This window comes from Acinetobacter sp. ANC 4169 (assembly GCF_002135355.1).
Taxonomy (GTDB): domain Bacteria; phylum Pseudomonadota; class Gammaproteobacteria; order Pseudomonadales; family Moraxellaceae; genus Acinetobacter.
Genome location: NZ_NEGE01000013.1, coordinates 1 through 14456 on the forward strand (window position 1 = coordinate 1; position 14456 = coordinate 14456).

The window sequence follows — 14456 nt, forward strand, 5'->3', positions numbered from 1 at the left end:
AACCGGTAATTCAAATTATTTTTAAACTTTCTTTCTAAAACCCAACCCAATCAATTTTAACTAAGTTGCTGTTTTATCAGAAGTTTTAATCTTCATCACCGCCGATGGATGTGCATTCTACAGCATTTCAGAACCAACACAACCCCTATTCCGCTTTATTTTTCAAATTATCTCCCAACTGTTTATTTATTCTTCAAAATAGAGGGGTTTTATTATTTTTAAGTTTAAATTAACAACAATTTTGATTTAAATTTATAAATAACGTCATTTCAATCCATTTTACTTCTTCTAATTTTTTATCTTTTTTATTTGCTCATCTAAACCGCACTGAAGTTATTAAAATAATCAACACTTCTATCGACTTAAAAAATTATAAGGTATAAACAAAAAATAGTCGTAATAAAAAACCAAGCTGGAAATCTCTCTTTCTAGTAAGTAATTAAATAAAAGAAATACCCTAAATGCGATTTGCTAATTTTTAATATTACGTTTAAGCAAAACTTTCATCCTTTGGCTTATGTTCAAATTTTATATTCCACTAGAGCTGATTAAATTATTTGAACATCGAGAGCAGGATCAATACATACGATTCAAGCCATGTTGAATGTTGAATGTTGAATGTTGAATGTTGAATGTTGAATGTTGAATGTTGAATGTTGAATGTTGAATGTTGAATGTTATTATTAAATTTCAGGCATAAAAAAACCGCATTTAAGCGGATCATTTATTTTTAAGTTTAAACTTAAAATGGTCGGAGCAGTAGGATTCGAACCTACGACCCTCTGGTCCCAAACCAGATGCGCTACCAAGCTGCGCCATACTCCGAATTGGGGTGAATGATGGGATTCGAACCCACGACAACCGGAATCACAATCCGGGGCTCTACCAACTGAGCTACATCCACCGTTACAACATTTTGGTTCTATAACACCAGACTACCAAATGGTGCGCCTGACAGGATTCGAACCTGTGACCATCCGCTTAGAAGGCGGATGCTCTATCCAACTGAGCTACAGGCGCATGACCGATGATAAAAATATCATGCGATACTCGCCTTGAAGAATTGGTCGGAGCAGTAGGATTCGAACCTACGACCCTCTGGTCCCAAACCAGATGCGCTACCAAGCTGCGCCATACTCCGATTCATCTCAGCTTTTAGTGTATCGCACATCGTGCGGTACGGGGTGCATTTTAGGCGTGACGCCTAGTGACGTCAACACCTATATTCAAAAAAACTCAAAAAATCACTTCAACCGCTTATTTATCAAGCATTTTAGGTATTTTTTGATCAAAATTAACGTTTTAAATTAGCACTAAAGCTTAACATACGATCAAGTGGCAATTTAGCACGTTCTGCAAGGGCTGGATCAACGTGTATTTCTTGATCACCCTTTTGTAAAACCTCTAAAATTCCATCTAATTCGTTCATGGCCATCCATGGACAATGAGCACATGAACGACATGTTGCCCCCTCACCTGCCGTCGGAGCTTCTATTAAAATCTTGTTCGGTACGGCTTGTTGCATCTTGTAAAAAATGCCACGGTCAGTTGCCACAATTAAACGCTCATTTGGAAGCGTTTGTGCCGCTTTAATCAGTTGCGAGGTACTTCCTACTGCATCAGCAATATCCACCACTGACTCAGGCGATTCCGGATGAACCAACACGGCTGCATCCGGATAGATGGCTTTCATATTGGCAATACCGCGTGCACGGAATTCTTCATGCACAATACAGGCACCATCCCATAACAGCATATCCGCACCTGTTTTCTTTTGGATGTAACGTCCCAGATGCTGGTCGGGTGCCCAAATAATCTTTTCACCCAGGCTATCGAGATGTTCAATAATTTCCACTGCACAGCTCGATGTCACTACCCAGTCTGCACGTGCTTTGACTGCCGCCGAGGTATTGGCATAGACCACCACGGTATGATCAGGATGCGCATCGCAAAATGCAGTAAATTCATCTACCGGACAGCCCAAATCTAAAGAACAGGTCGCTTCCAGGGTTGGCATGAGCACGGTTTTTTCAGGAGAAAGTATTTTTGCTGTTTCTCCCATAAATTTCACTCCGGCAACCACCAAAGTTGACGCTGGATGATCACGGCCAAAGCGTGCCATTTCCAATGAGTCAGAAACACAACCGCCAGAAAGCTCTGCAATCTCCTGAACTTCAGGATCGCAATAGTAGTGGGCTACAAGGACAGCATCACGTTTTTTGAGTTCTGCCAGAATTTGTGCAAATTTTTCCTGTTTGACCTCATCACTTAAATGAATATCTTTAGGTTCACCCAATCGATCTAAATGCGCCTGCACAATCGATTTAGCCTCATTGGCAATTAAATTGGTCGCATTACTCATAAACGTGTTCTCTATCCTTAAAACTTGCTTCTAACAAGTCATTTAACCCACTCACCAGTCACAATGGCATCATGCTTTTTTGACCAGTCATTAAAAACTTTACCTTATAAAAAAGCCTCACTACGGAGGCTTTTTTTATTCAACTTAACTTAAGAACGGTAATCTGCATTAATCTTGACATAGTCATAAGACAAATCACAGGTATAGACGGTATCTTTCGCCTGTCCTCGGCCTAAATCGACACGAATGGTCAATTCAGCCTGAGACATCACGCGCGCGCCAGCTTCTTCCGTATAGTCCGCTGCTGCACCACCATCTTTACAGATCTGTACATCATCTAACCAAACCTGAATTTTTTCAACGTCTAAATTTTTAACGCCCGCATAACCAATTGCTGCAAGGATACGCCCCCAGTTCGGATCTGAGGCGAAAATTGCAGTTTTCACCAGTGGTGAATGAGCAATACTATAGGCAATATCGCAACATTCCTGGGTATCTGCTCCACCTTCAACCGCAACGGTAATGAATTTGGTTGCACCTTCACCATCACGTACAATCAGTTGTGCCAAACGTTTCATGACACGTGTCAACACATCTAAAATAATGGCATAACGTGAATCGTCAGTTGAGCTGATTTCAATACCGCCCGCTTGACCTGTCGCCACAAAAATACATGAATCATTGGTTGAAGTATCGCCATCTACCGTAATACGGTTGAAAGAAACATTCACAGTGGTTTTTAATAGTTGCTGTACCAATTCACGGCTGATCGGCGCATCGGTTGCGACATAGCTGAGCATGGTCGCCATATTCGGACGAATCATACCGGCACCTTTGGAAATACCAGTCATGGTGTAGGTCACACCATCCATTTCAAACTGTTCTGATGCCCCTTTAGGCAGTGTATCTGTCGTCATGATACCTTTTGCTGCATCCAGCCAGGCATCTTCTTTTAAAGAGTCTAATGCAGGCTGCAAACCATTGACCAAGCGTTCTATAGGCAACTGTTCGCCAATCACCCCGGTAGAAAAAGGTAAAATTTCGTTTTCAGTAACACCAGCCAGTTCAGCCAGTTTTGCACACGTCGCCTGCGCATTCGCCATACCGATTTTGCCGGTACCGGCATTGGCATTACCTGTATTAATCACTAAATAACGCGGATTACTCACCTGAAGATGCGCTTTACAGACATGCACGGGTGCAGCACAAAATGCATTTTGGGTAAATACACCGGCAACGTTTGAACCTTCAGCAAATTCAAAAATAACGAGGTCACGTCGGTTCTGATAACGCACATACGCTTCAGCTGAACCAATCTTTATACCTTTAACCACATGCATCTGTGGCATTGTTAAGTCGCCCACCGCCATTTTTAAACTTCCAAATAAGTTCGTAATAAAAAAGACAGCTTAGTAGAAATTCAGCAAAAAATCGAGCAGAACACCGGGTTTGATTTATTTTTTATTGGATTGATATTTTCAGGCACAAAAAAACCAGCCCGTAGACTGGTTTTAGCAATACATTCGATTTAGTTGGATGCCAACTGAGTCGATTCCGACAATAGCGCCTGTTTGGCTTTTTCCTGACTTGCAGCAGATAAAGCCGGATTTGAAGCCACAATGCGGTTTGCATTCGCTGCATTTGCCGGTGTGATCGCTGCAGTTTTTAACACTACTGGACGCTGCTGCGGATTAGCAAAGGTATAGCGAATTCCCGTACGTGGACTCATAACCGTAGTGTTTTCATCTTTAACAGCATTCACCGCTGTGTTTTTTGAGGGCTCATTTGCAAAAGCCAAACCTGGAATAGCTAAAGCTAAAATCATCAATGGTTGTAATACTTTTTTCATTGTCTTTTCCGCTTCTCAATGTTCATCAATATGCACTAAATACCACTTAATTCAGCTCTCTGCAAACATATTCACATCTTGCAAAAATAAACCCTATATTTTGCTGCAATAAAAAAACCACTTTATCTATTCAAATCCAAAGGAAAAGAAATATATAAAGTGGCGAAATGTTTAGGGTCTGTTGACAATTCGTCTACGTTTGCGACGACGAGTATTTTTTAGAGGATACTAGGCATGAACTACAAAATTTAGTCATTCTAAATGCGTAGTTCATAACGACGTAGCGTCAAAAAATACTCTAGTCCCGAAGGGTTGTGGCTAAAATTATCTCAAACTGCGTCATGAAATTTAAAAATGGAACCACCATTCTTTGCATTTCATTCCTTGTTTGCTCAATTTTAGCCTACAACGCAAGCCATTTATGAAATGTCAACAGACCCTAGATAAAATTAAATTTTACCGTGACATTGCTTGTATTTTAAACCTGAACCACATGGGCAAGGTGCATTACGGCTTGCAGGCGGCTCAAATGTTTGCTCTGCTGAATTAAAGCCAGACTCTACTTCAACAATTTCAGTACCGCTTAAATCGCCTGCTAACAAATTATCAAACTCTGCATGAGAAAGATTCAATTGCATGGCTTCAGCTTGAGCCTGCTTTTGTGCTTCCATTTCAGCCAGTTCTTCAGCTGTAGGAACATGAACACGTGAAAGATCTGTAATCACATCTGACTTGATCACAGCCAGCATATTTACAAACAGATTAAAGGCTTCTTTCTTGTATTCCTGTTCAGGGTTCTTTTGTGCATAACCACGCAAGTGAATGCCCTGACGCAAGTAATCCATGGCAGCCAAATGATCTTTCCAATGGCGATCCAAAGCACTGAGCATGAAATGACGTTCCAACATGGCTGCTGATTCATCACCCATCTGTTCACGGCGAGTGCGATAGCGTTGTACGATTTCATCAGAAATACGTTCCACCAAAGCTTCTTCGTCTAAACGACGGTCTTCTTCCAGCCATTGATTGACCGGCAAATCAACACCTAGATCTTCACGCAATGCACGTTCCAGACCATCGATATCCCATTGATCATGAATGGATTCAGGCGGAATATAATTTTCAATCACGCCTTTAATCACTTCATGATGCATTTCTTCAATATAATCTTGTAGCGTACTTTCAGCGAGCACTTCATCACGTTGTGAATAAATGATCTTACGCTGTTCGTTATTCACGTCATCGTATTTCAACAAGTTCTTACGAATATCGAAGTTACGTGCTTCTACTTTACGTTGTGCATTTTCAATCGAACGCGACACCATTTTGTGCTCAATGGCTTCATCTTCTTGCAAGCCCATTGCCCGCATCATGCCCACAACGCGGTCGCCGGCAAAAATACGCATCAAGTCATCTTCAAGTGACAAGTAGAAACGTGAAACACCCGGGTCACCCTGACGACCGGCACGACCACGCAGCTGATTATCGATACGGCGCGACTCATGACGCTCTGAACCAATGATATGCAAGCCGCCAGAAGCCAATACCATTTCATGGTTTTGTTCCCATTCAGCCTTTAAGCGTGCTTCATCTTCAGGGGTAGGATTTTCAATGTGAGCCAGTTTGGCTTTCCAGTTACCACCCAGCAAAATATCGGTACCACGACCAGCCATGTTGGTTGCAATAGTCACAGCGCGCGGTGAGCCTGCTTGAGCAATAATGTCTGCTTCACGCTCATGCTGCTTCGCATTCAATACTTCATGCGCAATACCCGCTTCTTTCAATTTTTCAGAAAGAATTTCAGAAGCTTCAATCGTTGCCGTACCAATCAGGATCGGTGCAACACCGTCTTCATGCACCCGCTGAATTTCTTGAATGATGGCGTTATATTTACCATTACGGTTTAAATAAATAAGATCGTTTTCATCTTTACGAATCATTGGTCGGTGGGTTGGAATAAGTACCACATCCAGACCATAAATTTCTTTCATTTCCGCAGCTTCGGTATCGGCTGTACCAGTCATACCAGAAAGCTTTTTGTAAAGACGGAAATAGTTCTGGAAAGTCGTGGTTGCCAAAGTCTGGTTTTCAGGCTGAATTTCCAGACCTTCTTTCGCTTCAACTGCTTGATGCAAACCTTCAGACCAGCGACGACCTGGCATGGTACGACCGGTGTTTTCATCAACGATAATCACTTCGCCATCATGAATGATGTACTGAACATTACGTTGATAAAGATAATGTGCACGAATAGCAGCCGAAACATGATGAACCAGGTTCAAGTTAGATGGTGAATACAAGCTCTCGCCTTCAGCGAGCAAACCCATCTCAATCAATTGATCTTCTACGGTTTCATAACCAACTTCAGTCATTTCAACCTGACGTTGCTTTTCATCAATCCAGAAATGACCGCCATCCGGCACTTTTTCTTCTTTTTGCGCACGAAGTTTTGGTGGGATGCTATTGATCGCAGCATACAATTGTGAAGAGTCATCACTTTGACCAGAAATGATCAATGGTGTACGCGCCTCATCAATCAGGATCGAATCGACCTCATCGATAATGGCATAGGTTAGGCCACGTTGTTTTTTCTCGGCTTGCGAAAACACCATGTTGTCACGCAGATAATCGAAACCAAATTCGTTGTTGGTACCGTAAGTAATATCGGCACGGTAGGCTTCAGCTTTCTCTGTTGGATCCTGCATGGAATAAATAATACCAATGCTCAGACCCAAGAATTCGAATAAGGGACGGTTTAATTCCGCATCACGCTGTGCCAAATAATCGTTCACAGTGATGACATGTACACCCTGTCCGCTAATGGCATTCAGATAGCAAGCCAAGGTACCCATCAGGGTTTTACCTTCACCGGTACGCATTTCTGCAATTTTACCTTCATGAAGGGTAATACCACCAATCAACTGAACATCGTAATGACGCATTCCCATAATTCGCTTTGCCGCTTCACGACAAACAGCAAATGCTTCGGGTAATAATTTATCCAGGCTCTCGCCCTTGTTATATCGTTGTTTGAATTCTTCAGTTTTTGCAGATAAGTCTGCATCGCTTAGTGCAGATATCGTCGGCTCGAGCGCATTAATCTTATCTACGATTTTACGCATGCGTTTGAGTTCGCGCTCATTTTTGGTACCGAAGATTCCTCCGATCAGACTTGCCAACATGAATAGACTCTCTAAATCTTGCTTGTCGAATGAATAAATTTTTTCTCAGTCGTTATTATGGTGCTAGAAATTTGAAGTACAAGGGGTTTGCACAAAACCAATAAAAAAATTCTGCTCACTCGTTCTAGCACGTGACAGCTAAGGTCAAACAATGTAACAAATTTTAAACAACCAATATAGTCATAAAATTCATCATTATCCGGATTTCACTCATCAATTGCGGCCTATATATTCCATTTACTCATAAAGAAATACAAAAACGCTATTTTCATTGCAAAGAAAATTGCGTCATATTAGATCGCATCAACATACATAACAAAGCATATGAGGCTATAAAAATGACATTACGTTTAGGCGATACCGCACCCAATTTTGAACAGGAATCCAGTGAAGGCTTAATTAATTTCTACGACTTCCTGGGTGACAGCTGGGTAATCTTGTTTTCCCACCCTGCGGACTATACTCCGGTATGTACTACTGAATTGGGCTATACCGCAAAACTGAAAGACGAATTTACCAAGCGCGGTGTTAAAGCCATTGCCTTGTCAGTCGATGATGTCGAATCACACAAGGGCTGGATTAACGACATTAACGAAACCCAAAATACTTCGGTCAATTTCCCGATCATTGCGGATCAAGACCGTAAAGTATCTACCCTTTATGACTTTATTCACCCGAATGCCAGTGAAACCCTGACTGTTCGCTCTTTAGTGATCATTGATCCGAACAAAAAAGTACGTTTGATTATTACCTATCCAGCTTCTACAGGCCGTAACTTCAATGAAATTTTACGTGTGGTCGATTCGCTGCAACTGACAGATAACCATAAAGTAGCAACCCCAGCCAACTGGCAACAGGGTGAAGACGTCGTAATTGTGCCTTCTCTTAAAGATGAAGACGAAATCAAGCAACGCTTCCCGCAAGGCTATAAAGCGGTTACCCCTTATTTACGTTTAACGCCACAGCCTGAGAAAAACTAAAGCGCTGCTTTAGTTTTTCGCAAGACAAACGAAGTGCGTAGTATCAAAAGCACTGCTCTGCCCTTGCGCAAGGCAAACGAAGTGCGCAGTACTAAAACTGCTGTCTTATTTTGTCGCAAGACAAGCGAAGCGCGTAGTACAGGATCAGCAAGGCACTGCCTTGCCCTGAGGAATATATTCCGCAAGAAGACGAGAAGCTATGCTTCGAGTAAAAAACTAAAGCGCTGCTTTAGTTTTTCGCAAGACAAGCGAAGCGCGTAGTCTCAGAATTAGAACACTGTTCTGAGGAATATATTCTGCAAGAAGATAAGAAGCTATGCTTCGAGTTAAAATTAAAGCACTGCTTTTATTTTTGTCGCAAGACAAGCGAAGTGCATAGTTTCACTTAGAAAATACTGCTTCGCCCTTGCGCAAACAAGGCGAGAAGCTATGCTTCGAGTATGCAGCAAATATGGAACTCAAATGACGAGCCAGTTCCAATATTGCCCAAGCCTGTCTGATGACAGGCTTTTTTATTTGACCAGGAAGTTGAATTACAAAATCAAGTTGGTGTTTGTTTCACAGCCAGTTTATAAATACGCCTAATCATCTTAAGAATAAATATCGTGATCTATAATATTCATCATTTGCACTGTGGCACCATGTGCCCCGTTTGTGGTCCCCTATTTGGGCAAAAAGGCTTATTTGCCAAAGTAATTTGCCATTGCCTGCTGCTGGAAACTGATCAAGGTCTAGTACTGGTAGATACCGGTCTGGGCATTCAGGATTATCTTCATACCCAAGCCCGCTTAGGCCATATGGTTTCGAAGCTAGGCCGCATAGAAAAGAATTTAGAGTTGACCGCCATTGCCCAGATTCAAAGCCTGGGCTTTAATCCTAAAGATGTAAAACATATTCTGATCTCACATCTGGATTTTGATCATGCAGGCGGTATTTCCGATTTTCCTCACGCCACCGTGCATGTGCTGTCCAGTGAATATAATGCCACCCAAAGTTTTTTTCCCTTAAAAAATAAAGCGCGTTATAAAACCCAGCAATTTAAACAGCATCGATATTGGAATTTTATAGAGCCCAATCAGGGTGAAGCATGGTTTAACCTGCATCAAGTGCAGGGGTTTCGCTTATTTCAGGATGAAATTTTAATGATTCCACTACTAGGCCATAGCCAAGGTCATTGCGGGATTGCCATTAAACAGCATGATGGTTGGCTGTTTTTCTGTGGCGATGCCTACTATTCACACTTGCAACTTGATCCTAAAAATCGACTTCCTACGCTGGATAAACTGGAACGATTTTTTGCTGAAGATAATTACATGCGCGTAGACAACTTGCACAAAATTCAGCAACTTGCACAAACGGAAAAAAATATCGAGATTATTTGTGCGCATGATCCTGTAGAGCTGGAGCGTTATCAAACATGATGAAAAGAACTGCTTTCGTCCTTATCCTGAGTTGCTCAAGCCTAATAGGATGTATGACGTCGTCCGCTGTACCCCTGGAACATCGGTCACAGCTTTGGGGCCAAAGCATCTATCCTGGGCATAATTTTTATCAAATCAGTAATGATGTATTTCGTAGCGAACAGCCCTCGGCTGAACTGATTCCGCAATTAAAAGCACATGATATTGATGTAGTGATTAATCTCAGATCCAGAAATAAGGATGTCGCTGTCCTGCCCGCTACAGATTTTAAGCTGGTGCATGTGCCTATACGCACGTGGGCAATAAACCGGGAAGATTTATTGCAGGTGATGCAACAGATTCAGCAGGCCAAAGCCGCAAACCAGCGGATTTTGATTCATTGCTATCATGGCTCAGACCGCACCGGTGCAAGTATTGCCATGTATCGGATTATTTTTGAAAACTGGTCGATTGAGGATGCCATGAATGAAATGAAACATGGCGGTTATGGATTTCATCCGGTCTGGCTAAATATTGAAAAAATATTTAGCCCTGAAAATGTAAAATGGATTCAACAGCAACTGTTGAATCCATCTTAATTTATTTCGCTTCAAGCCAGATTTAGCGTTTATCCAGCGGAACCCAGTCAATCACCCATGCCGACTTCATTCCCAGGCTTGCATCACTGGTAATTTTCTTGCGGGCAGCATCAGCAACATCACGGTCTTTAGCCGGTCCAACCATAATTCGAACCCCTTTCGAAGTTGGACTCTTGGTCACCTTATAGCCTTTAGCACGCAACTTAGAGGCCAGTGCATCGGCATTGGCCTCATTGGCAGCCAAGGCCACTTGCACCATCCACTGTTTATCGCCATGCTCCAACAAGTCACGAGCTTTTTCCGCTTCTGCTTTTTTCTTGACTTCAGCTTTTTTCTTCGCTTCTGCTTCAAGTTGGGCCTGTTCTTTTTTCTTGGCTTCTAACGCTTTCTTTGCAGCCAACTGTTTTTCGTCTTCAGCTGCTTTGCGTTTTAACTCAGCCTCATGCTTTGCCTTGTCTGCAGCTGCTTTTTTCGCTGCTGCCTGTTTTGCAGCCAACTGTTTTTCAGCTTCGAGTTGGGCTTTACGTTTGTCTTCAGTTATTTTTCTATCAGCATCAGTTCGTTGTTGTTGAGCCGTCTGCTGTTGTAACTTTTTTGCAGCGAGCAGCTTTTCATCTTCCAGACGCTTTTGTTTGACTTTTTCATCTTCCACCAATTCAGGAGGAATATTGTCCGAACTCTGCTGTGCTCCACTACGACGTGCATTTAAAGCGGCGTATTCTTCAGCTGCTTTACGTGCTGCATCTGCTTCAGCCTGTTGCTGCATCGCCAAAAATTCGGCTGCGCGCGCTTCTTGTTCTGCCACGGCTTTTTCACGTGCCCGGCGTTGTTCTTCAAGTAAACGTTTTTCTGTTTCCACATCAACCGTTAAAGGTTGCAGCTGAACCATTTCCCCTTCTGCTGCCGGCTTTTTTTGCTCAACTTGAGCGGCTAAATCCGGGGTTCTCAATTCATTCTGATATATTTCTTCTTTACCCTTGAGAAGCAATGCTGCCAATAAAACACCACCACCTAATAAAACAACGCCTCCCATCCAGCGTTGTTTGCTATTCATTGACATTCTTCCAAATACTCCCATACCGCTTCTAAGGTATGAAATGAACCACATACCAAGATCAACTGATTATTTTTTGTTTCATTTAGCGCTGATTCAAAAGCCAATTGAACACTGTTGAAGTGTTGTACTGTTTCACCCTGTAACGCTTCATCAAGCTGCGCTATTGCGGCGGCTCGTGGAACGGTTAATGGCGCAATTTTCCATGTTAAAACAGTATCTTTCAATAAATCTACGACAGAATTGATATCTTTATCCGCCAACATGGAAAAAACACTGATCACTTCTGTGTACTGTTTATTGTATTCTAAAAATTTTCGCAACTGATTTAACAAAAATTCTACGCCATGTGGATTATGTCCGGCATCAAAAATCACGGTTTTATCTTGAATCTGGCGTATTTCAAAGCGGCCTGGCAATTTTGCATTTTGAATGCCTTGTGCAATGGCAGCTTGAGTCACTTTTAGCCCACTGACCAAAATCGCGGCAACGGCTGTAGAAATATTTTCCAGTGCCAGAGCACCGAGCGGAAGTTTTAACGTGCTGCCTGATGAGGCAAACATCCAAGACTGACCATCTTCGCTATATTGATAAAAATAATCACGGTTGAGCGCAAACAGTTTCGCCTGAGATTCCTCAACCTTGTTTTGGATGGCTTGGGGAACTTCTTGCAAACCAGCAAAAATTACGGGAATATTCGGGCGAATAATCCCGGCTTTTTCAAAGGCAATCTTTTCAATGCTATCGCCCAGCCAGTCTGTATGATCCAGCCCGATATTGGTAATCACTGCGACTTCGGGGTCAATCACATTCACAACATCCAGGCGACCACCGAGTCCGACTTCCAATACCCAGACATCACATTGCTGGGCTTTAAAAATAACAAAAGCCGCCAGTGTGGTAGCTTCAAAGAAGGAAAGCGAGAGATCACAGTCACGACGTGCCTGATCCACCTGCACAAACGCATCTACCAAAGTCTGGTCATCCACTTCAATCCCGGCCAGTTTCACCCGTTCATTAAAACGGTAAATATGCGGTGACTGGTACAATCCTACTTTATAGCCTTGCGCATTTAAAATAGCAGCCAAAGTAGTGGTGGTTGAGCCCTTACCATTGGTTCCCGCTACGGTCAGAACTTTTGCCTGCGGACGAATTACCCCGAGCTTTTCAGCAACAGGAATAACCCGTTCCAGACCTAAATCAATACCCGTAACGTGAACATGGCTCCAATAATCGAGCCATGTATTTAAAGAGTCTGTTGCAAGTGGAGCTGTGTTCAAGACAAATTCATCAGTTTCGCGATAATACGATATACAGTATCACGTAATGCGTGACGGTGAACAATTTGATCGATTACACCATGATCAAGCAAATATTCTGCGCGCTGGAACGGTTCTTCCAGTTTTTCACGTACGGTTTGCTCAATGACACGTTTACCCGCAAAACCAATCATGGCTTTAGGTTCAGCGATATGCACATCACCTAACATTGCCAGTGACGCAGTTACACCACCATAAACCGGATGAGTCAGCACCACTAAATACGGTAAACCTGCATCTTTCATGCGTTGGATTGCAGCTGAAGTACGTGCCATTTGCATCAATGACAACATGCCTTCCTGCATACGTGCACCACCTGAGGCAGCAAAACAGACTAAAGGCTGTTTCTCTTTAATTGCACGTTCAGCCGCTTGCACAAAACGGTCACCAACCACTGTACCCATTGAACCGCCCATAAAGTCGAATTCAAATGCGCATGCGATTAAAGGAACACCTTTAAGCAAACCTTGCATAACAACCAATGCTTCAGTTTCACCAGTTTTCTTTTGCGCTTCAGACATACGATCTGGATATGCTTTGCTATCTACAAATTTCAGCGGATCTTTCGCAACAAATTCCTGACCCAATTCGTTTTGAATCTGATCGAAGAACCAGTTCAGACGGTCGCGTGCTTTCATGCGCAAATGTTCATCACATTGCGGGCAAACATAGGCGTTAAATGACATCGCGGTACGGGTAACCAATGCGTGACATTCAGGACACTCAATCGTAGGCTCGGTAAATGTTGCTTTGAGTGAGGTTTGCTCATCAGGCGTGTGAATACCCGGAACATGGCGTTCCGTCCACGGCGTCGCTGGGCTAAGAATTTTTCCTGGTTTCACTTCTTGATTCATACTAACTCATCGAGCGCAGCTCGAAGCTCCTTGACTTTATTGACCGTTTCGACAACGGCTTGTTCTGGCGCTAAGTTCGCAAACTGTTTCACAAAAGCACTACCAACAATCACAGCATCAGCAGCTACACCCATGGCTTTTGCCGAGGCAGCATCGCTAATACCAAAACCGACACCCACAGGAACGTCAGTCACAGCTTTAATTTTCTGGATACGGGCTGCCGCTTCGGCAACATCTAAAGTTGCAGCACCTGTTACCCCTTTCAAGGATACATAGTAGATAAAACCACTGGCCTGATTTGCCACATGCTGAATACGCTCATCGGTCGATGTAGGCGCCAGCAAGAAAATTTGATCCATGTCGAATTTTTTCAACACATCATCCAAATCTTTAGCTTCTTCAGGCGGTAAATCCACCAGCAGTACACCATCCACACCACATTCATTCGCATACGATACAAACTTTTCGTAACCGATCACTTCTACCGGGTTTAAATAACCCATCAGTACGACCGGTGTTTCTGTATCTTTTTGGCGGAACTCTTTCACCATGTTCAAAGCATCCAGGGTATTGGTGCCGCCTGCCAATGCGCGTTCTGCAGCAAGGGCAATCACGGGACCATCTGCCATAGGGTCTGAAAATGGTAGGCCAAGTTCAATCACATCTACCCCAGCCTCAACCATTTGATGTAACAATGGAACGGTTACCTGTGGATGAGGGTCACCAGCCATCACATAAGAAACGAGCGCTTTACGCTGCTGAGATTTAAGCTGTCCAAAACGAGTGGCTAAACGTGACATAGGGTTGTACTTTCCTTGAATTATTAAAAAACTGAGGAGTTGGCTTTGTAGAAATAC

Annotated in this window: 11 protein-coding genes and 4 tRNA genes; 3 read left to right on the forward strand and 12 right to left on the reverse strand. The window is 42.9% G+C overall.

Annotated elements, in window-relative coordinates:
• Positions 1-748: 748 nt before the first annotated feature.
• From B9T26_RS10855 to secA, 8 genes are all read right to left on the reverse strand, one after another.
• Positions 749-825: transfer RNA gene (locus tag B9T26_RS10855), tRNA-Pro, on the reverse strand.
• Between the two features lie 3 nt (positions 826-828).
• Positions 829-904 (reverse strand) — tRNA-His (locus B9T26_RS10860).
• A gap of 39 nt (positions 905-943) precedes the next feature.
• Positions 944-1020, reverse strand: a tRNA-Arg gene (locus B9T26_RS10865).
• A gap of 44 nt (positions 1021-1064) precedes the next feature.
• Positions 1065-1141 (reverse strand) — tRNA-Pro (locus B9T26_RS10870).
• A gap of 153 nt (positions 1142-1294) precedes the next feature.
• Positions 1295-2362: a quinolinate synthase NadA gene (gene nadA / locus B9T26_RS10875; protein ID WP_086199717.1), complete on the reverse strand. Its 1068-nt coding sequence runs from the start codon at positions 2360-2362 to the stop codon at positions 1295-1297.
• A 149-nt stretch (positions 2363-2511) separates the two neighbouring features.
• A complete protein-coding gene (gene argJ / locus B9T26_RS10880; protein ID WP_086199718.1) occupies positions 2512-3732 on the reverse strand; it encodes a bifunctional glutamate N-acetyltransferase/amino-acid acetyltransferase ArgJ in 1221 nt (406 codons plus the stop codon).
• Between the two features lie 158 nt (positions 3733-3890).
• Complete coding sequence (locus B9T26_RS10885; RefSeq protein ID WP_086199719.1) at positions 3891-4211, reverse strand: hypothetical protein; 321 nt, start codon at positions 4209-4211, stop codon at positions 3891-3893.
• 449 nt (positions 4212-4660) lie between these two features.
• Entirely contained in the window at positions 4661-7393 is a 2733-nt protein-coding gene (secA, locus tag B9T26_RS10890) for a preprotein translocase subunit SecA (RefSeq protein ID WP_086199720.1), read from the reverse strand.
• Between the two features lie 338 nt (positions 7394-7731).
• On the opposite strand from secA, the gene B9T26_RS10895 reads away from it, so the two are divergent.
• From B9T26_RS10895 to B9T26_RS10905, 3 genes are all read left to right on the forward strand, one after another.
• Positions 7732-8373, forward strand: a complete 642-nt coding sequence (locus B9T26_RS10895) for a peroxiredoxin (RefSeq protein WP_086199721.1) — start codon at positions 7732-7734, stop codon at positions 8371-8373.
• Between the two features lie 605 nt (positions 8374-8978).
• Positions 8979-9794 (forward strand): MBL fold metallo-hydrolase, encoded by an 816-nt coding sequence (locus B9T26_RS10900; protein ID WP_086199722.1) that lies wholly within the window; start codon positions 8979-8981, stop codon positions 9792-9794.
• The gene (locus tag B9T26_RS10905) at positions 9794-10372 is read left to right on the forward strand and encodes a dual specificity protein phosphatase family protein (protein ID WP_086199829.1); all 579 of its coding nucleotides are present in this window, start codon (positions 9794-9796) and stop codon (positions 10370-10372) included. Before B9T26_RS10900 ends, B9T26_RS10905 begins: the two co-directional genes overlap by 1 nt.
• Positions 10373-10394: 22 nt before the next feature.
• On the opposite strand, the gene B9T26_RS10910 is transcribed toward B9T26_RS10905, so the two are convergent.
• Genes B9T26_RS10910 through trpA form a run of 4 tightly spaced genes read right to left on the reverse strand, consistent with a single transcriptional unit; the run spans position 10395 to position 14399 of the window.
• Positions 10395-11432 carry an SPOR domain-containing protein gene (locus B9T26_RS10910; RefSeq protein WP_205666418.1) on the reverse strand — a complete coding sequence of 346 codons (1038 nt, stop codon included), beginning with the start codon at positions 11430-11432 and terminating at the stop codon, positions 10395-10397.
• A complete protein-coding gene (gene folC / locus B9T26_RS10915; RefSeq protein ID WP_086199724.1) occupies positions 11423-12706 on the reverse strand; it encodes a bifunctional tetrahydrofolate synthase/dihydrofolate synthase in 1284 nt (427 codons plus the stop codon). Before folC ends, B9T26_RS10910 begins: the two co-directional genes overlap by 10 nt.
• Positions 12703-13599: an acetyl-CoA carboxylase, carboxyltransferase subunit beta gene (accD, locus tag B9T26_RS10920; RefSeq protein ID WP_086199725.1), complete on the reverse strand. Its 897-nt coding sequence runs from the start codon at positions 13597-13599 to the stop codon at positions 12703-12705. Before accD ends, folC begins: the two co-directional genes overlap by 4 nt.
• A complete protein-coding gene (trpA, locus tag B9T26_RS10925) occupies positions 13596-14399 on the reverse strand; it encodes a tryptophan synthase subunit alpha (protein ID WP_086175442.1) in 804 nt (267 codons plus the stop codon). The genes accD and trpA overlap by 4 nt, the downstream gene beginning before the upstream one ends.
• Positions 14400-14456 lie beyond the last annotated feature (57 nt).

Excerpts from the sequence above, each read along its gene's own strand:
- nadA (WP_086199717.1), bottom strand. The coding sequence starts at position 2,362 with ATGAGTAATGCGACCAATTTAATTGCCAATGAGGCTAAATCGATTGTG.
- argJ (WP_086199718.1), bottom strand. The coding sequence starts at position 3,732 with ATGGCGGTGGGCGACTTAACAATGCCACAGATGCATGTGGTTAAAGGT.
- B9T26_RS10885 (WP_086199719.1), bottom strand. The coding sequence starts at position 4,211 with ATGAAAAAAGTATTACAACCATTGATGATTTTAGCTTTAGCTATTCCA.
- secA (WP_086199720.1), bottom strand. The coding sequence starts at position 7,393 with ATGTTGGCAAGTCTGATCGGAGGAATCTTCGGTACCAAAAATGAGCGC.
- B9T26_RS10895 (WP_086199721.1), top strand. The coding sequence starts at position 7,732 with ATGACATTACGTTTAGGCGATACCGCACCCAATTTTGAACAGGAATCC.
- B9T26_RS10905 (WP_086199829.1), top strand. The coding sequence starts at position 9,794 with ATGAAAAGAACTGCTTTCGTCCTTATCCTGAGTTGCTCAAGCCTAATA.
- B9T26_RS10910 (WP_205666418.1), bottom strand. The coding sequence starts at position 11,432 with ATGTCAATGAATAGCAAACAACGCTGGATGGGAGGCGTTGTTTTATTA.
- accD (WP_086199725.1), bottom strand. The coding sequence starts at position 13,599 with ATGAATCAAGAAGTGAAACCAGGAAAAATTCTTAGCCCAGCGACGCCG.
- trpA (WP_086175442.1), bottom strand. The coding sequence starts at position 14,399 with ATGTCACGTTTAGCCACTCGTTTTGGACAGCTTAAATCTCAGCAGCGT.